Origin of the sequence: Pseudomonas sp. REST10, assembly GCF_029542605.1 — a bacterium.
In the GTDB taxonomy this organism is placed as follows: domain Bacteria; phylum Pseudomonadota; class Gammaproteobacteria; order Pseudomonadales; family Pseudomonadaceae; genus Aquipseudomonas; species Aquipseudomonas khazarica.
In genome coordinates this window covers 4630950-4649401 of sequence record NZ_CP035677.1, presented here as the reverse complement: position 1 = coordinate 4649401, position 18452 = coordinate 4630950, and the positions used below count along the sequence as shown (strand labels likewise).

The window sequence follows — 18452 nt, the reverse complement described above, 5'->3', positions numbered from 1 at the left end:
CGAGAGAGCGAGAGCCACCATGGACCAAGCCTTCGACAACGACCAAGCCATCACCCGCGACGGTCTCTACGGGACTGCCGCCGAACCCACCTACGCCGGCATCACCAGCTTCATGCGCCGACGCTACAGCCGAGATCTCGCGGGTGTGGACCTGGCCATCAGCGGCGTGCCCTTCGACACCGCCACCACCAACCGTCCCGGTAGCCGCTTCGGCCCGAGGGCGATCCGTGCCGCTTCGATCCAGTCGGCCTGGGCGCGGCATTTTCCCTGGGAGTTCGACCCGTTCGACCTGCTTGCCTGTGTCGACTACGGCGACTGCTACTTCGACCATGGCACGCCGCAGGACACCCCGGCGGCGATCGAGGCACACGCAGCGCGCATCCTCGACGCAGGCAGTGCGCTGCTGACCCTGGGTGGCGATCACTTCATCAGCTATCCACTGCTCAAGGCGCATGCGAAGAAACACGGCACGCTGGCGCTGATTCACTTCGATGCGCACAGCGATACCTGGCCAGACGAGGAGGGCCAGCGCATCGACCACGGCACCATGTTCTATCACGCCGCGCGTGAGGGCCTTGTCGACCCTGCGCGTTCGGTACAGGTCGGCCTGCGTACCACCAACGATGACGTCATGGGCTTCCAGGTGCTCGATGCCCGCGAAGTGCACCGCAGCACGCCGGAGCAGATCGCCGAGCGCATTCGTGCACGGGTGGGCGAGCACCCGGTCTATCTGACGTTCGATATCGATTGTCTCGATCCGGCCTTCGCCCCTGGCACCGGCACACCGGTCTGCGGAGGGCTTTCCAGTCATCAGGCGCTGGAGATCCTGCGTGGTCTGCGCGGTATCAACCTGGTCGGAATGGATGTGGTCGAGGTGGCGCCACCCTACGACAACGCCGAGGTCACCGCGCTGGCCGCAGCCACTCTGGCGATGGAGATGATTTGCCTGTACGCCGCGCGGCATAAGCTGGGTGAAGAGACCTAGGGTGGAGCGGTGAGGCGGGGGCCGTCCTGCAAGGCGCGCTGGCTCCGGGCAAAAAAACGGGCCCGTTCAGGCCCGCAAGTTCACGCTCAAAGAGTGCCCAGTGAGTGGGCCAGCCCGAGGGGCTCGGGCCTGAACAGTCGTGCATCCATCAGCCTGGGCTGGTTCACGATGGGGGCGAAGTCCATGCGCGCGAGTATGTCGCGGTCGATGTCCACGCCCGGTGCCACCTCGATCAGCTCCAGGCCGGTACGGGTCAGGCGCAGCACGCAGCGTTCGGTGACGTAGAGCACCGGCTGGCCACGTTCGGCGGCCAGCTGGCCGGCGAAGGTGCGGTGTTCCACTTCGCCGACGAACTTGCGCATGTCGCCATCCTCGACGATGCGCAGCTGGCCATCCTCGATGCGGATGTCCTGTTTGCCGGCGCTGAAGGTGCCGACGAACACCACCTGCTTGGCGTTCTGGCTGATGTTGATGAAGCCACCGGCACCGGCCAGGCGCGAACCGAACTTGGACACGTTGAGGTTGCCCGCCGCGTCGGCCTGGGCCAGGCCGAGGAAGGCGATGTCCAGGCCGCCGCCGTCGTAGAAGTCGAACTGGTAGGGCTGGTCGAGCAGCGCGCTGTGGTTGCTGGCGGCACCGAAGTCCAGGCCCGAGGCCGGCACGCCACCGATCACGCCGGGTTCGGCGGTGAGCGTCAGGCGCTCGATCACACCTTCTTCGGCGGCCACAGCGGCGACGCCCTCGGGCATGCCGATGCCGAGATTGACCACCGCCCCGGCCTGCAGCTCCAGCGCCGCACGGCGGGCGATCAGCTTGCGCACGTCCAGCGGCATGGGTGCCAGGCTGTTCACCGGTACCCGGGTTTCTGCGGCGAAGGCCGGGTTGTAGGCGGTGGCGAACGTCTGCTGGTGGTTGGCGGGTTCGGCCACCACCACGCAGTCCACCAGGATGCCGGGAATCTTCACCTGGCGCGGGTTGAGCGAGCCACGTTCGACCACGCGCTCGACCTGGGCGATGACCAGGCCGCCGCTGTTGCGCGCAGCCATGGCGATGGCCAGGCTCTCGATGGTCAGCGCCTCGCGCTCGAAGCTGAGGTTGCCGTCGGCATCGGCACTGGTGGCGCGGACCACGCCGACATGCACCGGAAAGCTGGGGTAGAACAGGTAGTCCTCGCCGTCGATGGGCATCAGCCGCACCAGGTCGGTGGTGGTGCGCGCGTTGAGCTTGCCGCCACCATGCCGCGGGTCGACGTAGGTGCCCAGGCCAACACGGGACAGCTGCCCCGGCTTGCCGGCGGCGATGTCGCGGAACAGCTGGGAGATCACCCCCTGCGGCAGGTTATAGGCCTCGATGCGGTTGTCTACGGCCAGCTTCTGCAGCCCCGGCACCAGGCCCCAGTGGCCACCGATCACACGGCGCACCAGGCCCTCGTGGGCCAGGTGGTTGAGGCCGCGACCCTTGCCGTCGCCTTGCCCGGCGGCGTACACCAGGGTCAGGTCGCGGGGCGCCTGCTCGGCGAGAAAGCGCTGCTCCAGGGCGATGGCGATCTGCTCGGCGAAGCCGATGCCGACGAAACCACCGGTGGCCAGGTTGGCGTTGTCCGGGATGCGCGCCACGGCGGCGGCGGCGGTCATGATCTTGCTCATGGCGGGTACTCGAAAAACGATTGAACACATTGCGCTACGGGGAGCTGCCTGCGCCCAGGCGGGGAGGGCTGCGTACCGCTGTACGTCAACCCTCCGTGCCTGAGTGCAGGCTTCACCTGCCTCGTCAGAAACTGCCGAACAGGGTGCCCAGGGTGATCACCACGGCCAGGGCCATCATCGGGAAGGCCACGGTGTTGACGAAGATGAACTTGTACGACTCGCGGTGCGTGAGCTTGCAGATCGCCAGCAGCGAGATCACCGCGCCGTTGTGCGGCAGGGTGTCCATGCAGCCGGAGGCCATGGCGGCGACGCGATGCAGCAGCTCGGGGCTGATGCCGGCGGCGGTGGCCAGGGTCAGGTATTGCTCGCCGAGGGTCTTCAGCGCGATGGACATGCCGCCGGACGCCGAGCCGGTGATGCCGGCGAGGATATTCACCGCCACCGCTTCGGAGATCAGCGGGTTGCTCGAGACGCCCAGCACCAGGTCACGGATGACGACGAAGCCGGCCAGCGATGCGATCACCGTGCCGTAGCCCACCTCGGCGGCGGTGTTGAGGATCGGCAGCATGGAGCCGAAGGCGCCGTCGTTGACGCTCTTCTTCAGGTCCATCCAGCGCTTCCAGTGCAGGCCGATGAGCAGCACGATGGCCACGCCGAGGGCGACGATGATCGACCAGATACCGATCAGCGACCTGGCATCCTGCAGACCGCCGAACTCCGGTTTGGCCAGGTAGCTGGTGTCCACCGCCGGGAGAATCTGCTTGGCCATCAGGAAGTTCAGGCCGATCACCACGAAGATCGGCAGCAGCGCCAGCCAGAAGCCGGGAATGTCGCGGCGCTCCTCGACGACCGGATCGTCACGGTGTTCGCCGTAGCCTTCGCCTGCCGCCATCAGCTTGCGCGACTGTGCGGTGAGCCACCAGGTGCCGAGGCCGAACATGATCAGCCCGGCAATCACGCCCAGGCCCGGTGCGGCGAAAGCGTCGGTACCGAAGAAGGGATTGGGGATGGCGTTCTGGATCGCCGGCGTACCGGGCAGCGCGGTCATGGTGAAGGTGAACGAGCCGAGGGCGATGGCACCGGGGATCAGGCGCTTGGGAATGCCCGCTTCACGGAACAGCGCGGCGCCGATCGGGTACACGGCGAAGGCCACGACGAACAGCGACACGCCACCGTAGGTGAGGATGCCGCAGGCCAGCACGATGGCCAGGATGGCGCGCTCGCTGCCGACCTTGGCGACGATGCCGTGGGCGATGGCGCGGGCCGAACCTGAGTCGTCCATCAACTTGCCGAACAGTGCGCCCAGCAGGAACAACGGGAAGAACTGGATCACGTAGCCGCCCATGGCTTTCATGAACACCTGGGTGTAGGTGGGCAGCAGCAGGCCGATGTCGCCAGCGAACAGCAGTGCCAGCAGGGCCAGGAGCGGGGCGAGGATAAGGACGTTGATGCCGCGATAGGCGAGGTACATTAACAATGCGAGCGACAGCAGAATACCGAGGGTACCCATGGGTGATTCCTTTTGTTGTTGTTCTAGCGGCGCTGGGCCGTTGTATGAGCAGGCGCGTGTGCGGCAGTGCGCCCTTGACGGCTATAGAGCCAGAGTCGTGCCAGTCTCGGGTGAGACTTTGGTCGATAGGGCGCAAAGGCCTGTGGCTGGGGGATTTCAGGCGGGTTTGGCAGGCAGGGGCGTGGTGGATATAGGTGAATGAGTGTCCAGATTCATGGATTTAGTCCAGATTTGTGGACTTGTGCGAGTAGGTATTCCAGAGATCTGGATACTTGGTGGCGCAGTAGCCCGGATGCAATCCGGGGCCATTGTGGTGCCTGTTCCCCGGATTTCATCCGGGCTACGTACCTGCGGTTGGCAACGATATCTGTAGGATCGGCTTAAGCCGCAAAGGGCTGCGAAAGAGCATCGCGGCTGAAGCCGATCCTACGGTCACTGTGTCGGGCGACTGCATACGACGAATGCGTAGGGCGGGTGCAACCCGCCAATGACCGGCTCTCTGAAGGTCCAGCACCGTAGCCCGGATGCAATCCGGGGTCATCGTGGTGCCTGTTCCCCGGATTTCATCCGGGCTACGTACCTGTGGTTCGCAACGATCTCTGTAGGAGCGGCTTCAGCCGCGAAGGGGGGCGAGAGAGCATCGCGGCTGAAGCCGCTCCTACGGTGACTGTGTACGACGAATGCGTAGGGCGGGTGCAACCCGCCAATGGCCGGTTCGCTGAAAGTCCGGCGCCGTAGCCCGGATGCAATCCGGGGCTGTCGTGGTGCCTGTTCCCCGGATTTCATCCGGGCTACGTACCTGTGGTTGGCAATGATCTCTGTAGGAGCGGCTTCAGCCGCGAAGGACTGCGAAAGAGCATCGCGGCTGAAGCCGCTCCTACGGTGAATGCATACGCCAAATGCGTAGGGCGGGTGCAACCCGCCAGTGACCGCTCCCACAACTGGTCCGCTTAGCCCCTGCGTCCAAGGCCATGCTGCGCCAGCTTGGCGTAGAACCCGGCGCGGGATATTCCCAGGCGTTCGGCGGCCTGCTGGCGATTGCCGGCGGCGGCCGTGAGTGCCGCCTGCAGCGCCTGGCGTTCGACCTGCGCCAGCTGTTCGGCCAGCGTCCCCGCCGGGCTCGCCACTACCGGCGCAACGGGCCCCGGCTCGCTCGGTGCTACCGGGTCCACCAGCAGGTCACGCAGGGTTTCACCATCCAGGCGGCCATCCAGCGCCAGTTGCGCCCGCTCCAGCAGGTTGCGCAGCTCTCGCACGTTGCCGCGCCAGGGCTGGGCGTAGAGCAGCGCCAGTGCGTCGTCCGTCAGCTCCAGCGGCGCCAGGCCGGAACGGTTGGCCAGGTCGTCGAGCAGGTGTTCGATCAGCGCGGGGATGTCACTGGCCCGTTCGCGCAGCGGTGGCACGCGCAGGGCCAGCACGTTGAGGCGGTAGTAGAGATCGTCGCGGAACTGCCCGGCAGCGACTTTGGCCTCCAGGTCGATATGGGTGGCGGCGATCACCCGCACGTTCAGCGGTTTGACCTGGTTGGAGCCGAGCGGCTCGACCTCCTGTTCCTGCAGCACACGCAGCAGCTTGGCCTGCAACGGCAGCGGCAGGTCGCCGATCTCGTCGAGGAACAACGTGCCGCCGTTGGCCACCTCGAACTTGCCGATGCGCCCCTTGCGCTCGGCGCCGGTGAAGGCGCCCGGTGCGGTGCCGAACAGCTCCGCCTCGACCAGGGTTTCCGGAATCGCGGCGACGTTGACCGCGACGAAGGGGCCGTTGGCCCGCGGCGACAGGTTGTGGATGCCCTGGGCCAGCAGCTCCTTGCCGGTGCCGGTCTCGCCGCGGATCAGCACCGTGGCGTCCAGTTGCGCGGCGCGCCGGGCCTGGCGCTTGACCTCGCTGGCCGCGGCGCTGGCGCCGATGAAGCCGGCGATGGTGTAGCGCGCCCGACGGGCCTTGGCCAGCTCGTGCTGGGTGGCGAGCAACTGGCTCTGCAGGTTGTTGTACTTGGCCATCAGCGGCTTGAGATGGCGGGCGCGGTCGAACAGGACGAAGCCCAGCGCACCGACCAGGGTGCCGTCCTCGTCGCGCAGCGGGATGCGGGTGACCACGAAGTGTTCGCTGCCGAAGGCCATCAGGTCGAGCATGCTCGGCTGGTCGCTCTCGACCACCTCGCGCAGGCGGCTGGCCGGCAGCACTTCCTCGATCTCCTTGCCCAGTGCGGTACGCGGATCGGCGATGCCGACCTTCTGCGCGTACTTGTCGTTGATCCAGACGATGCGCGCCTGGCGATTGACCGCGATGGTGCCCTCGCACTGGGCGTTCAGGTGGTCGAACAGCAGCGGCATGGCCACCGCGCGAAAACGCTCGGGCGACACACCGATGATCAGGCCGTGCTGGTCGAGGTCGTCGCGAGAGATGGCCATGGGCGAATATCCGAAGTCACAAGCCGCTGATTATGGTTGGCGGCGCTGCCAGCGGGCAACGTCGACGGACATCGGACAATGGCATTCGGCGCGCGCTTCTGGAATAGTTAGGCGGCTATGCGTAACCCGCTGGCACCTGCCGATCGCCCACAAGGCCTGCCCGGCAGTCGTGACACCTGCCGTGTCCCTCTCGCGTGCCAACCTGGCGCGCCAGGCGAGCCACCCGTTCGCCGCTGGATCCGCACCCTTGCCCGGTGCCACAACGACAACGACCAAGATCCATACAAGGACGCCCCGATGAAACTCAAGCGACTCTTTTCCGCGCTCGCCGCCGGCGCTGCGCTGACTGCCCTGTGCGCCACCGCGCAGGCACGCGAATATTCCGTGTCCACGGTCCTGTCGGATGCCTTCCCCTGGGGCCAGGCCGCACAGAAGTGGGCCGACCTGGTCAACGAACGCTCCGAAGGGCGCATCACCCTGCGCGTGTACCCCAATGCGCAACTGGTGGCTGGCGACCAGACGAAGGAGTTCTCCGCCATGCGCTCCGGCCTGATCGACATGGCCGTGGGTTCGACCATCAACTGGTCGCCGCAGGTCCCGGAACTCAACCTGTTTTCCCTGCCGTTCCTGATGCAGAACGACGCCGACCTCGACGCCATCACCCAGGGTGAAGGCGGCAAGCTGGCGTTCGCCGCCATCGAGCAGCGCGGCATCGTGCCGCTGGCCTGGGGCGAGAACGGCTTCCGTCAGCTGTCGAACTCGGCCAAGCCGGTACGCAGCCCGGCCGATCTGGCGGGCCTGAAGATCCGTGTGGTCGGCTCGCCGCTGTTTCAGGACACCTTCACTGCCCTCGGCGCCAACCCCACGCAGATGAGCTGGGCCGACGCCAAGCCGGCGCTGACCACCGGTGCGGTGGACGGCCAGGAAAACCCGCTGTCGGTGTTCGACGTGGCGCGGATCGACCAGGTCGGCCAGAAGTACCTGACCCTGTGGAACTACATGGCCGACCCGCTGATCTTCGCGGTCAACCAGCGCGTCTGGAAAGCCATGCCGGAAGCCGACCGCGAGCTGCTCAGCCAGGCCGCGCGCGATGCCGGCAAGTGGGAGATCGAGCTGTCGCGCAATGCCCAGGCCCAGCGTCTGGCAGACATCCGCGAGCGTGGCGTGGAGGTGATCGAACTGAGCGAGGCCGAGCGTGCCGCGTTCGTCGAGGCCACTGCCAGCGTGCAAGAGAAATGGGCACCGCGTATCGGCGATGCGCTGATGGACGCCGCGCGCAAGGCCGTGGCCCAGCCCTGATCCGTTTCATCTGACCGCAAGCCCAAGGGCTTTGCGGCGTGGTGCTGCAGGTCTGTCGCGCGATACCGATCCGCTCCCCTCTCTCGTTCATGGGAGAGGGGTTGGGGAGAGTCGCCCTTCTGCTGAATCACGCCGAGCCGGTCGTTCGAGGTTCTTATGAGCAAGCAAGTCGACGCGCCACTGGAGCGCGCGCTCGCCACCCTGGCCCTGGTGATCATCAGTCTGATCAGCCTGGCCAACGTCGTGGTGCGTTATTTCACCGATGCTTCTTTCGCGTTCACCGAGGAAATCTCGGTGTTCCTGCTGGTGGTGCTGACCTTCGCCGGTGCCAGCGTGGCCATGCGCAGCAACCGGCACATCCGTATCGGCCTGCTCGAGCGCCTGTTCCCGCGCCTGCGCACGCCGCTGATCCTGCTGCAGTGGCTGGCTGGCGTGCTGGTACTGGGGCTGGTGTGCTGGTTCGGTGGCCAGTTCGCCTGGGAGGAATACCAGTGGGAGTCGCAGTCGCCGGGGCTCGGCCTGCCCAACTGGTGGTACGTGGTGTGGCTGCCGATCCTGGCGCTGCTGGTGTTCGTGCGGCTGAGCCAGATGACCCTGGATCGCCTGCGCGGGAGGATCAGCGATGAGCCCTGATCTCTGGTTGATCCTCAGCTTCGTCGTGCTGCTGGCGCTCGGTGTGCCGGTGGCCTTTGCCCTGGGGCTGTCCGGCGCCATCGGCATCATCGCCGGCCTGTCGCCGGACATGCTCGCCACCCTGGGTACCAACACCTACAACGGCGTGGCCAAGTACCCGCTGATCGCCATTCCGCTGTTCATTCTCACCGGCCTGGTGTTCGAGAAGGCCGGAGTGGCCTTGCGCCTGGTGCGCTTCGCCCAGGCGCTGATCGGCCCGCGTCATGGCGGCCTGGCGCTGGTGGCGGTGCTGGTGTGCCTGATCATGGGCGGCATGAGCGGCTCCGGTCCGGCGGATGCCGCTGCGGTGGCCATGGTGATGCTGCCGAGCATGACCCGGGCAGGCTATCCCAAGCCATTCTCGGCCACCCTGATCGCTGCCTCGGCGTCCACGGCGATCCTGATCCCGCCGTCGATCGCGCTGATCCTCTACTCCATCGTGGTGCCCGGCGTGGACCTGCGCGCGCTGTTCGCCGCCGGCCTGTTCCCCGGCATCATCGCCGGCCTGGTGCTGCTGCTGCCGGCCTGGCTGCTGTCGCGCCGCTACGGCTGGGAGTCCCCGGAGCAGGGTGAGCGCCCGGCATTGGGGGAGAGCTTCAAACAGGCGCTGCCGGCGCTGTTCGCCCCGGTGCTGATCCTCGGCGGGCTGCGCAGCGGCCTATTCACTCCGACCGAAGCGGCGGTGGCCGGTGTCACCTACGGCGTGCTGGTCGGCCTGTTCCTCACCCGCGAGCTGGACTGGCGAGGCCTCTGGCGCCTGTGTGGCGAGGCGGCGGTGATCTCCGGGGTGGTCATGCTGATCATCGCCCTGGCCGGCATCTTCGCCTGGGCCGGCACCATGCTCGGCACCTTCCGCCACCTGGCCGAATGGCTGATCTCGCTGTCGGACAACGGCTGGGTATTGCTGGCACTGGTGATGCTCGCCGTGCTGCTGGCGGGCATGCTGCTCGATGCGATTTCCATCTACCTGATCCTGATGCCGATCCTCATCCCGGTGATGCAGCACTTCGGCTGGAATCCGGTGTGGTTCGGCATCCTGCTGGCGATGAACATCGCCATCGGCCAGTTCACCCCTCCGGTGGCGATCAACCTGATGGTCACGGCCGAGGTCGCCAAGATCCGTCTCGAGCAGACCGTGGGCTGGGCCGCGTTGTTCGTGGTGGTGATGTCCAGTGCGCTGCTGCTGGTGGCGATCTTCCCGGAAATCGCCCTGTGGTTGCCGCGAGTGCTGGGCTACGCGGTGTAAAAGGCGCGACAGCGTCTATAGTTGGCAGATGGTGCGCAGCGGGGGGCTGCGCACCACTGAGGGCGGTACCGCTGGGCAAGAACATGGGCGATGGTGACTATAACGAGCACAGGGATGTAGGCACGGAGCACTGCGAAGGGCTGCGTGAGTCGGGCAAGCGTGCGCTGATGCGTACCATCCTGCTGGCAACGGGGCTGACCCTGGGTGGCTTTGCCGTGCTGCAGGCGTTGGCCGGCAACTATCCGTTCGCCATCATCGAAGTGCTGTGCACCGCGTTGCTGCTGTTCGGCGCCAGCCGCATCGGGCGTGCGCGCCACCTCAACCTGTGGATCTACCTGTACCTGGTCCCGACCTTCTGTTTCATCCTCTACATCATCGTCATGCCGGATGCCTCAGCGGCGGCGTTCGTCTGGCTGTACATGATTCCGCTGTTGGCCTACCTGCTGCTGGGCAAGCAGCGCGCCTTTCTGCTGACCGCGCCGTTCATGCTCGCCGGCCTGTTGCTGTACTTCGCCGACAACCGCCTGAACCTGGATACCCGTGGCCTGATCGACCTGGGCAATGCGGCCCTGTGCGGTGTCCTCATCCTGGTCTTCGTGCATATCTACGATGGCTTGCGCATGCAGGCCCATCTGGAGCTGGAGCGCCTGGCGCAGACCGATTCGCTGACCGGCGTGGCCAGCCGTGGCAGCTTCCAGCATGCCTTGCAGCGCAGCATCCAGGAGGTCGAGCGCAGCAACGGGCACCTGGTGCTGGCGCTGCTCGACGTCGACCACTTCAAGCAGGTCAACGACCAGTGGGGGCACGAGGCGGGGGACATGGCCCTGCAGCACATCTGCCAGATACTCCAGCACCGCCTGCGCGTGACGGATTTCCTCGGGCGCCTGGGCGGCGAGGAGTTCGGCCTGTTGCTGCGGCACACCGACAGTGCGGGCGCCGAGCCGCTGGTGGAGCTGCTCCGCGAGCAGGTCGCCGAGCAGCCGCTGGAGTACGACGGCCAACTGATCGCGCTGTCGGCCACCTTCGGCCTGGCCGCCTGGCCAGCGGATGGACGCAGCGCCGCCGAACTCTACCGCAGCGCCGACCGCCGCCTGTACCGGGGCAAGCAGCGCGGGCGCAATCAACTGGTCAGCGCGGACGTTCCCGGGGAACTGTTGCTGGACAAGTTCGACGTGCGCCTGTGAGGGAGCACGCTCAGCGCGTCGCGCTGGTTGGTGCGGGCGCTACGCAGGGTTGCTGGTTGGTACCGGCCAGTTTCTCGACGTTGTTCAGCACGTTCTGCCCCTGGTTGACCCGCTGGGCGTTCTCCGCGACCTGCATGCGCTGGGTGTAGGTGGCGGAGTTGCCGTTGAAACTCTGCTGCGTCTCGAGCACGGTGTTGGCCATGTCCAGCAGACTGCGACCGGTTTCGATCAGGCTGCTGGTTGCGCTCGGGGCGCATGGGTCATTGGCCATCTGGGCATTCTGCAGGCCCTGGCTCTGCGTGTTCTGTGGCAGGCAGCCGGTCAGCGCCGTCATTACGGCAGCACCTAGGACCAAGCCCAGGCTTCCATTGATATTCATCGGACATTCCCTTCGATCACCAGGCCTCGGCCCAGTGCCGAAGCGTTGTCCGCGATTCTAGGAAGGGGCTGCCAGGCCAGGAATAGTACGGGTGTACTAGTGCCCGCCTATGGTCCTTGCCGCGTTCGCTGCCCAGGGCCTAAGGTGTCGGGGTAACGACGAAAGCTGTTTCAGCAGGGAGTGTCAGCATGCCCAGGAAGGGTTCCGTTTCCTACGATACCGAGCTCGCCCAGGCCGGAGTACGGCTGATTTTCGTGGCGATCGTCAGCAGCTATACCGTGCTGCTCTACCGCTATTCGCTGATGGAGCCTGGCCCGGTCTGGAAGGCGCTGGCGCTGTACGCAGCGTTGCTGGTGCTGGCGATGATCATTCGCTGCGACGTCATGCGCCGTCCGGGAAACCGCCCCTGGCGGCGCATGCTCACCATGCTCAACGACTACACGGGGATCACCCTGACACTGGTCAACGGTGGTCAGTTGATGCTGCCGATCTATGCAATCCTGGTCTGGGTCACGATCGGCTACGGGTTGCGCTACGGCTTCGGCTACCTGTTGCGGGCGACGCTGATGGCGTTGCTGTCCCTGATCCTGACCGCTTGCATGTCGGAGTACTGGCAGTCGCAGCCTTACCTGGTGGCGACGCTGCTGCTGACGGCCCTGATGGCGCCTGCCTACCTGCACACGCTGCTCAAGCGCGCCCGCGAAGCCGCCGAGGCCGAACAGGCGGCGAACCGGGCCAAGTCGCAGTTCCTCGCGCAGGCCAGTCATGACCTGCGGCAACCGGTTCACTCCATCAGCCTGTTTACCGCCTGCCTGCGCGACAGCGACCTGGGCGCCGAGCAGCGGCGCCTGGTGGAGAACATCGACAAGTCGCTGCACAGCGTCGCGCGCCTGTTCCGCTCGATTCTCGACATGTACTCGCTGGACAGCGGCAAGGTAGTGCCGCGAATGGAGACGTTGGAGCTGCGTCCTCTGCTGCAGCAACTCATCCAGCAGAATGCCGAGGCGACGCGCTGGGCCGGGGTCGAGATCCGTCTGCATTGCCCGCCACTGCATGTGCGCGCAGATCCGGCGCTGCTCACCACCATGCTGCAGAACCTGCTGTCCAACGCGCTGAAATACGCGCCGGGCAAGCCGGTGCTGATCGCCTGTCGGCGTCGCGGCCAGGGGCTCGCCATCGAGGTTTACGACCGGGGCCGGGGCATCGCCGTCGGCCACCTCGACAGCATCTTCAACGAGTTCTATCGCGTGCGTCAGGAGCGCGACCGTGACGTCGACGGCATGGGCCTGGGCCTCGCCATCGTCAGGCGCCTGGGCAGGCTGATGGACCTGCGCGTGAGCATGCGCTCCGTCGAGGGCCGAGGCACGCGGGCGATGATCGACGGCTTGCAGCGGGTCGAGGCACCGAGCGAAGGCCGCTCGACCCACGCGGGCAGCGCTCAGGCGCCGAGGATGCTGGACGGCTTGCGCGTGTGCCTGATCGAGGATGACCAGAACGTGCTGCTGGCGACCGCGACCCTGTTGCGCAAGTGGGGCTGCGAGGTGGCGACCTTCGATGCGCTGCCCGATGCGTCGATGCACTTCGACCTGGTGGTGACCGACTTCGACCTCGGCACCGAAGTCTCCGGCGCCGACTGTATCCGTCACCTGCGCCGACACAGCGGACGTGAAGTGCCGGCGATCATCATGACCGGGCACGACGTACGCCGTGTGCAGGAGCAGGTGGGCGATGGCAACACGCCGATCCTGTCGAAGCCGGTGCAGCCTGCCGAGCTGCGTTCGCTGCTGGTGGCGCTGAAGCTCAAGCTCAAGGCCGCCTGAGCGCTACACCAGCCCGGCCTTGGCGCCGATACCCGCCGCTGCCGCACGGGTGCTGACGTCCAGCGTGCGCAGCAGCGAGGAGACATGGATGCGGACGGTGAACGGGGAGATATCCAGCTCGCGGGCGATTTCTTTGTTCGATAGCCCGCGCACCACCAGGCGCAGGACATCCTGCTGGCGCGGCGTCAGCTGTTCCAGCAGGTGGCGGTTCTCGGCAAAGTCCGGTACGCCGGACGGCCCCAGCGCCATGACGAACTCCCCGGCGCAGACGGCCAGCAGTGACTCGGCGATCTCCTCGGGAGGGGTCGCCTTGCCGATGAAACCGTCGGCACCTGAGGCCATGACCTCATCGATCAGCTCGCGGTTATCGACCATCGACACGATCACGATGGAGCTGCGCTGGAACTCCTGGCGCAAGGCACTGATGGCATGGGGGGACTGACCGGGGAACAGCAGGTCGAGCATGAACAGGCGCGGGGCCTTGCCGTCGCGTGCGAGGCTCAACACTTCGTCCATGTCGCCCGCCTCGAGGATCTCCGCCTGGGGGAAGACTCGCTGGGCGATACGGCACAGGCCATCCCGGAAAACAGGATGGTCGTCGGCCACGATTATGCGTTCTTGTTGTGAGGGTTCGGACATGGTGGGCGCTTCCGTCTGGCCCTCAGACTAAAGTCATATGCCGGTCGGCGCCAGCGGATGTTCTCTCCAGCCATGCCGCCGAACTGAACCGGAGGGTGCCGCGCCGGGTCTGTGTGAGTACACCTCATGGAATGCCAAGGAGTCGTACATGGACCTTATCCGCATCCTCATCGCCATTCTGCTGCCGCCGCTGGGCGTGTTTCTCCAGGTCGGTTTCGGCGGTGCGTTCTGGCTGAACATCCTGCTCACCCTGTTGGGCTACATCCCCGGCATCGTGCATGCGGTGTACATCATCGCCAAACGCTGAGGGCCTGTTCCCGCCCGCAGCGATGCAAAGAGCGGAGCCCCTCTCTCGCCAGCGGGAGAGGGGAGACGATCACGCCGCAGTTCCCCCAGCCCGCTCTCCGAAGTGGCTCGTCATTCGTTGCAGGCGATGCTGCATCACTCCCGCCGCAAGAAATGCACGCTGAACAGCTGCGCCGGGTCGCGCCACATCGCCACCGAGGCGAAGCCACAGCTGCCGGCCAGATCGCGAAACCCACTCGGCGTGTACTTGTAGGAGTTCTCCGTGTGCAGGGTCTCGCCGGCGGCGAAGTCGAACACCCGGTCCTCGATCCTGACCTGCTGCGCCTGCCGGCTGATCAGGTGCATCTCGATGCGCGACTCGGCCTCGTTGTAGAACGCTCGGTGCTGGAAACTGCGCGGGTCGATGTCGCTGTCCAACTCGTTGCGGATGCGCTCGACCAGGTTGAGGTTGAACAGCGCGGTGACCCCGGCATGGTCGTTGTAGGCGCGCTCCAGTACCTGACGGTCCTTGACCAGATCCACGCCGATCAGCAGACCACTGCCGGCCGGCAGCGCCTGGTGCAGATTGCGCAGGAAGGCGCGCGCCTGGTCCGGGTCGAAGTTGCCGATGCTGGAGCCCGGGAAGAAGGCCAGCGGGCGTTGTCCCAGCGCGTTGCCGGGGAGCTTCAGCGGTTGGCTGAAGTCGGCGCACAGGGCATGTACGTCGAGCCAGCGATAGTCTGTGGCCAGGCGGCGGGTGCTGGCCTGCAGGAACTCGCGGGAGATATCGATACCCAGGTAGCGCGCCGGGCGCAGGGCTTCGAGCAACAGGCGGATCTTGCGGCTGGCGCCACTGCCCAGTTCGACGAGGCTGGCGTTGCGCCCGGCCAGCGCGGCGATGTCCTGCGCGGCCAGGCGCAGGATGGTCTCCTCGGTGCGCGTCGGGTAGTACTCCGGCTGCTGGCAGATCAGCTCGAACAACTGCGAGCCACGGTGATCGTAGAAGAACTTCGGCGACATCGTTTTCGGCCAGGCCGCGAAGCCGCGCAATGCCTCGTCGCGCAACGCCTCCTGTTCCGGGCTCAGGGATCGTTCGTTGCTACGCAGTGCCAGTGCCATGCTCAAAGCTCCTTGGCCAGGCGCAGGCCGGAGAACTGCCAGCGCATCGTGGGGTAGAAGAAATTGCGATAGGTGGGGCGAACGTGGTCTTCGGGGGTGGCGCAGCTGCCGCCGCGCAACACCATCTGCCCGGACATGAACTTGCCGTTGTACTCACCCAGGCTGCCGCCCAGCGGACGAAAGCCGGGGTAGGGCCGGTAGGCGCTGGCGGTCCATTCCCAGACATCGCCGTACAGCTGCTGCAGGCCTTCGCCCGCGCCAGCGGCCACCGGCTGCAGGTGATCGTTCTCGACGAAGTTGCCCCACAGCGGCTCGTCCTGCGCGGCGACTTCCCATTCCTCTTCACGTGGCAGGCGTGCCTGCGCCCAGGTGGCGAAGGCCTCGGCCTCGAAGTAGCTCAGGTGACAGACCGGTGCGGCGAGGTCCAGCTCGCGCGGGCCGCCCAGGGTCAGCTCCAGCCAGTCGTCACCCTCACGCAGCCAGTACAGCGGCGCCTGCCAGCCGGCGCGCTGGATATGGTCCCAGCCATCCGCCAGCCACAGCGCGGTGCTGCGATACCCGCCGGCGCGGATGAACTCGAGGTACTCGCCGTTGCTCACCGGCCGGCTGGCCAGCTGAAAGTCGTCGACGAACACCCGATGGCGCGGCCGCTCGCAATCGAAGGCGAAACCCTCGCCGGCATGCCCGACATGCCGCAGCCCGGCGGGAAAGCGCAGCCACTGCAGTTCGCCGGCTGTGGCAGCGCCGGGCTTGAGGTCGTCACGGTAAGCCGGGCGCAACGGGTTCTGCGCCAGGATGTGCTTGATGTCCATCAGCAGCAGCTCCTGATGCTGCTGCTCGTGCTCCAGTCCCAGCTCGATACGCTGCAGAATCTCGTCGGCCAGCTCGCCGCTCTGCCGGGTCAGCAACTGCGCCATGGCCAGGTCGACATGGCTGCGATAGGCATACACCTCGCTCACCGTCGGCCGCGACAACAGCCCGCGCCGCGCGCGTTCGAAGGGCGTGCCGTGGGTCTGGTAGTAGGAATTGAACAGGTGGTCGTAGCGCTCATCCAGCGGGCGATAGCCGGGCAGGAAGGGCCGCAGCACGAAGGCCTCGAAGAACCAGGTCACATGCGCCAGATGCCACTTCGGCGGGCTGACGTCCGGCATGCTCTGGATCACATAGTCCTCGCGCTCCAGCGGCTCGCAGAGTCGCTCGCTGGCGGCGCGCACCCGCTGATAACGCTGCCATAGGCGTTCGAGGTGAAGGTGTGAAGCGTCGATCCTGCTGGCGCGGTTTGGCATGTCGCGCGTCCTTTGCTGGCGTCGCGGAGGCGACGGTTCTTAGAGCCGACCGGGCGAACAGGGCAAAGGTTCCGGCAAAAGCATGACGTTCGGATGACAGGTCGCCGAGGCCTGTGGGTATTGGCCTTGCGAGAGCCTGGAGGCATCACCAATCACGTCAACACCGCCAGTGCACTGGTCATGTACAAGAGCCTTGGCCGTAGGTGTCCGGCCACGCCGGACTTTTCCTGTATAGGTCACGTTCCATCGATCTGCCAGTCGATCGCTCAGATCAGCTCTGGCACGGCTCAACCTCTGTCCTGAACCTGACCAGGGCTCTAAAGAGCGTTTTCGTGATTAAGCACGTTGCTCGCCGTTGTGAGTATTCGGAGCGGTCGGGCGATGGCAAGATTCGCTCTGACACCGGCCTGTTGGTTCTCCCTGACTCATGAAAAAATTGATCGCATTAGTCATTCTTGGCCTACTTGCCGTGCTCTATATCGGCTATTACGAGTCTCTGGGTGATGCGGAAGTGAACAAGGTGTTCTTCATCAAAAAGTCCCCCACTCTGCAGATCAAGTTCAAACACCTGTTCGCTAACGAGGCTGACGATAAACCCTTGGAGAAACTGACATCCGAGCAGCGTAAGCAGGTAATTGATTACTGCAAATATCGTCTTGGAATTGAGACCGCGCTGAACAACCAAGACGAGTTAGAGATGTGTAAGCAGCGGTAACCAACGGCGAGGCGGATTATGAGTGAAGTGGAGACATCGGCTTATTCCTCATCAAACCAGAAAGGGGACGTATTCTGCGGTTCTGTTGGTGGGGTTCTATCCCGCTAGCACTGTCGTCGATGGCCGCCGCTGGAGTACGCCGTTGCACTACTGGAGGAGCTGAAAGCCCCGTAAGGCGGGGACGCACCGGCCAGCGGCTGGGCGCGTGAGTACCGCCTCAACGGGCGCGGGGGAAACGGCAACGAGTGGAAGCAGCGTAATGAACGCTGGGAGGCTGTTGCGTTCTATGAACTGCGTGTCTCAGGTCCCGGTTCTGAACCAACCGCAGTTGCCGACTTGCTGTACGGCAAGGCATATACCTGATCAAACCAAGCTGGCGGGCGAGGTTCGAGAAGGCGTCGCTGCCGTTTCCAAAGCTTGGGCAGGCTCTGCCAGATCGGAGACAGCTGAAAGCTCAACCATCGTAAACACTATGCTGAGTGCGCAGTTCTTTATGTGAACTGCGCCGGGTCCAGCCGCTCGACAGGTGCAAACCCAGCAGTCTTTTTGAAGGTCATAGAGTGTACGAAGTTAGCCATCGCATCTGAGGGGTCGATATTGTAGAGATTAAATTGATAGAGGGTGTCCCGTGAGATAGCAACACTCAGAATGGGGGCCTTTTCCATGTGCCCTGTTGATGTATTTAGCAGCAAGTCCTCTGCTGTAATGATGACCATCGTCTCAGGCAAGGAGCTGAACAACTCATTTGCAACGCGCAGCACACAGCTACACACATAGTCCTGCTCAAGCTCATTGAATTTACTTACAGGCATCTTCTTTACCGAAAGTTTCCCGCTTTGCAGTAATGATTTGGTCTCATTGGGAATGGCCTTACGGCCATGAACAGAAATGCTGCACTCGATAATCCCTGTGTCTCCAATGGAGAATTGGAGTTCACTCCCGAGTTCACTGATGTCGCTAAAGCGATCGAGTTTTTTGATGGCCTCCAACTTTGCGCTAGGGTTCGAATTTAGCACGCGCTCAGCCAGCTCAACCTCGCTAGACCACTCTTGGTAATCTGTTTGCCACTGGTTTTCAGATTGCACGTTGTCTTTTTTATCCTGCTCTTTGGCTGCCTCCACAAGCTGCTTGAATCGCCCCTGATTTCTTAGACACCTCCAAGCCTCATAATGAGGCCCATCAGGAGGTGCCATGAGCAACCAGCGTTACCCCGAAGAATTCAAAATCGAAGCGGTCAAGCAAGTGACCGAGCGCGG

At 64.8% G+C, this 18452-nt stretch carries 16 protein-coding genes; 8 read left to right on the top strand and 8 right to left on the bottom strand.

Translation table 11 applies throughout. The annotated features are described in order from the left end of the window. Positions 1-19 precede the first annotated feature (19 nt). Positions 20-985: an agmatinase gene (gene speB, locus EWH21_RS21980; protein WP_277699328.1), complete on the top strand. Its 966-nt coding sequence runs from the start codon at positions 20-22 to the stop codon at positions 983-985. A gap of 86 nt (positions 986-1071) precedes the next feature. On the opposite strand, the gene EWH21_RS21975 is transcribed toward speB, so the two are convergent. From EWH21_RS21975 to EWH21_RS21965, 3 genes are all read right to left on the bottom strand, one after another. Continuing rightward, positions 1072-2631 carry an acyl CoA:acetate/3-ketoacid CoA transferase gene (locus EWH21_RS21975; RefSeq protein ID WP_277699327.1) on the bottom strand — a complete coding sequence of 520 codons (1560 nt, stop codon included), beginning with the start codon at positions 2629-2631 and terminating at the stop codon, positions 1072-1074. A gap of 124 nt (positions 2632-2755) precedes the next feature. Continuing rightward, positions 2756-4141, bottom strand: coding sequence for a GntP family permease (locus tag EWH21_RS21970; RefSeq protein WP_037056042.1), 1386 nt, complete (start codon positions 4139-4141; stop codon positions 2756-2758). A 950-nt stretch (positions 4142-5091) separates the two neighbouring features. Next, entirely contained in the window at positions 5092-6552 is a 1461-nt protein-coding gene (locus EWH21_RS21965; RefSeq protein WP_277699326.1) for a sigma 54-interacting transcriptional regulator, read from the bottom strand. A gap of 297 nt (positions 6553-6849) precedes the next feature. Here EWH21_RS21965 and EWH21_RS21960 point away from each other — a divergent pair, with 297 nt between their 5' ends. The 4 genes from EWH21_RS21960 (at position 6850) to EWH21_RS21945 (ending at position 10953) form a co-directional block, all read left to right on the top strand. Beyond that, the gene (locus tag EWH21_RS21960; RefSeq protein WP_175254558.1) at positions 6850-7851 is read left to right on the top strand and encodes a DctP family TRAP transporter solute-binding subunit; all 1002 of its coding nucleotides are present in this window, start codon (positions 6850-6852) and stop codon (positions 7849-7851) included. Between the two features lie 156 nt (positions 7852-8007). Further along, complete coding sequence (locus EWH21_RS21955; protein ID WP_037056038.1) at positions 8008-8484, top strand: TRAP transporter small permease; 477 nt, start codon at positions 8008-8010, stop codon at positions 8482-8484. Then, positions 8474-9769 carry a TRAP transporter large permease gene (locus tag EWH21_RS21950; protein WP_037056035.1) on the top strand — a complete coding sequence of 432 codons (1296 nt, stop codon included), beginning with the start codon at positions 8474-8476 and terminating at the stop codon, positions 9767-9769. Before EWH21_RS21955 ends, EWH21_RS21950 begins: the two co-directional genes overlap by 11 nt. An 83-nt stretch (positions 9770-9852) precedes the next feature. Further along, positions 9853-10953: a GGDEF domain-containing protein gene (locus EWH21_RS21945; RefSeq protein WP_277699325.1), complete on the top strand. Its 1101-nt coding sequence runs from the start codon at positions 9853-9855 to the stop codon at positions 10951-10953. Positions 10954-10963: 10 nt separating this feature from the next. On the opposite strand, the gene EWH21_RS21940 is transcribed toward EWH21_RS21945, so the two are convergent. Then, positions 10964-11332, bottom strand: a complete 369-nt coding sequence (locus EWH21_RS21940) for a hypothetical protein (protein WP_277699324.1) — start codon at positions 11330-11332, stop codon at positions 10964-10966. Between the two features lie 188 nt (positions 11333-11520). Between EWH21_RS21940 and EWH21_RS21935 the strand changes: the two genes are divergently transcribed. Beyond that, on the top strand, positions 11521-13152 hold the full coding sequence (locus EWH21_RS21935; RefSeq protein ID WP_277699323.1) for a hybrid sensor histidine kinase/response regulator: 1632 nt from the start codon (positions 11521-11523) through the stop codon (positions 13150-13152). 3 nt (positions 13153-13155) lie between these two features. Here EWH21_RS21935 and EWH21_RS21930 read toward each other — a convergent pair whose 3' ends face one another. Next, complete coding sequence (locus tag EWH21_RS21930) at positions 13156-13791, bottom strand: response regulator transcription factor (RefSeq protein WP_152489754.1); 636 nt, start codon at positions 13789-13791, stop codon at positions 13156-13158. Positions 13792-13939: 148 nt separating this feature from the next. On the opposite strand from EWH21_RS21930, the gene EWH21_RS21925 reads away from it, so the two are divergent. Further along, the gene (locus tag EWH21_RS21925; RefSeq protein WP_003084988.1) at positions 13940-14098 is read left to right on the top strand and encodes a YqaE/Pmp3 family membrane protein; all 159 of its coding nucleotides are present in this window, start codon (positions 13940-13942) and stop codon (positions 14096-14098) included. Between the two features lie 134 nt (positions 14099-14232). Here EWH21_RS21925 and egtD read toward each other — a convergent pair whose 3' ends face one another. Continuing rightward, positions 14233-15195 carry an L-histidine N(alpha)-methyltransferase gene (egtD, locus tag EWH21_RS21920; protein WP_277699321.1) on the bottom strand — a complete coding sequence of 321 codons (963 nt, stop codon included), beginning with the start codon at positions 15193-15195 and terminating at the stop codon, positions 14233-14235. 2 nt (positions 15196-15197) lie between these two features. Continuing rightward, positions 15198-16481, bottom strand: a complete 1284-nt coding sequence (egtB, locus tag EWH21_RS21915; RefSeq protein WP_277699320.1) for an ergothioneine biosynthesis protein EgtB — start codon at positions 16479-16481, stop codon at positions 15198-15200. Between the two features lie 427 nt (positions 16482-16908). Between egtB and EWH21_RS21910 the strand changes: the two genes are divergently transcribed. Beyond that, a complete protein-coding gene (locus EWH21_RS21910; RefSeq protein WP_277699319.1) occupies positions 16909-17196 on the top strand; it encodes a hypothetical protein in 288 nt (95 codons plus the stop codon). A 491-nt stretch (positions 17197-17687) separates the two neighbouring features. On the opposite strand, the gene EWH21_RS21905 is transcribed toward EWH21_RS21910, so the two are convergent. Next, entirely contained in the window at positions 17688-18389 is a 702-nt protein-coding gene (locus tag EWH21_RS21905) for a hypothetical protein (RefSeq protein ID WP_277699318.1), read from the bottom strand. Positions 18390-18452: the final 63 nt, after the last annotated feature.

Coding starts and splice junctions, on each gene's coding strand:
- speB (WP_277699328.1), top strand. CDS start 20: ATGGACCAAGCCTTCGACAACGACCAAGCCATCACCCGCGACGGTCTC.
- EWH21_RS21975 (WP_277699327.1), bottom strand. CDS start 2,631: ATGAGCAAGATCATGACCGCCGCCGCCGCCGTGGCGCGCATCCCGGAC.
- EWH21_RS21970 (WP_037056042.1), bottom strand. CDS start 4,141: ATGGGTACCCTCGGTATTCTGCTGTCGCTCGCATTGTTAATGTACCTC.
- EWH21_RS21965 (WP_277699326.1), bottom strand. CDS start 6,552: ATGGCCATCTCTCGCGACGACCTCGACCAGCACGGCCTGATCATCGGT.
- EWH21_RS21960 (WP_175254558.1), top strand. CDS start 6,850: ATGAAACTCAAGCGACTCTTTTCCGCGCTCGCCGCCGGCGCTGCGCTG.
- EWH21_RS21955 (WP_037056038.1), top strand. CDS start 8,008: ATGAGCAAGCAAGTCGACGCGCCACTGGAGCGCGCGCTCGCCACCCTG.
- EWH21_RS21950 (WP_037056035.1), top strand. CDS start 8,474: ATGAGCCCTGATCTCTGGTTGATCCTCAGCTTCGTCGTGCTGCTGGCG.
- EWH21_RS21945 (WP_277699325.1), top strand. CDS start 9,853: ATGGGCGATGGTGACTATAACGAGCACAGGGATGTAGGCACGGAGCAC.
- EWH21_RS21940 (WP_277699324.1), bottom strand. CDS start 11,332: ATGAATATCAATGGAAGCCTGGGCTTGGTCCTAGGTGCTGCCGTAATG.
- EWH21_RS21935 (WP_277699323.1), top strand. CDS start 11,521: ATGCCCAGGAAGGGTTCCGTTTCCTACGATACCGAGCTCGCCCAGGCC.
- EWH21_RS21930 (WP_152489754.1), bottom strand. CDS start 13,791: ATGTCCGAACCCTCACAACAAGAACGCATAATCGTGGCCGACGACCAT.
- EWH21_RS21925 (WP_003084988.1), top strand. CDS start 13,940: ATGGACCTTATCCGCATCCTCATCGCCATTCTGCTGCCGCCGCTGGGC.
- egtD (WP_277699321.1), bottom strand. CDS start 15,195: ATGGCACTGGCACTGCGTAGCAACGAACGATCCCTGAGCCCGGAACAG.
- egtB (WP_277699320.1), bottom strand. CDS start 16,481: ATGCCAAACCGCGCCAGCAGGATCGACGCTTCACACCTTCACCTCGAA.
- EWH21_RS21910 (WP_277699319.1), top strand. CDS start 16,909: ATGAAAAAATTGATCGCATTAGTCATTCTTGGCCTACTTGCCGTGCTC.
- EWH21_RS21905 (WP_277699318.1), bottom strand. CDS start 18,389: ATGGCACCTCCTGATGGGCCTCATTATGAGGCTTGGAGGTGTCTAAGA.